Below are 281 nucleotides of genomic sequence, written 5' to 3'. Positions count from 1 at the left end.
TCTTATTTATATAGTGCGATACGGCTGTTCACTTTCTTCAAATAATTTTTTGTTTCATCGTATGGCAACTTAGCAATCAATTGATTGTAGACTTCTTCAGGAGTCATCTTATTGATCAATTTAGATGCTTTACCAATGCTAGTTGAACGGTCTTTATTAAACGCACGAGCAACGTTTCCTGCACCAGTGTTATAAGCCGCAATCATGCAATACAAACGACTTTGCTCATTCTCGATCTTACGTAAATATTTACTATTCAAGATATCTAAGTAAGCCGTACC

The 281-nt window shown here is 35.6% G+C and carries 1 protein-coding gene; it reads right to left on the bottom strand.

Annotated features, from left to right (window positions below):
- Positions 1–2: 2 nt before the first annotated feature.
- Positions 3–281 (bottom strand): transglycosylase SLT domain-containing protein (locus tag AB4486_RS25740; RefSeq protein ID WP_372119572.1); only part of this gene is annotated, 279 nt, incomplete at its 5' end.

It is taken from the genome of Vibrio sp. 10N.222.55.C6 (genome assembly GCF_041473395.1).
In the GTDB taxonomy this organism is placed as follows: Bacteria; Pseudomonadota; Gammaproteobacteria; order Enterobacterales; family Vibrionaceae; genus Vibrio; species Vibrio crassostreae_C.
This window is presented reverse-complemented; position numbering and strand designations above follow the sequence as displayed.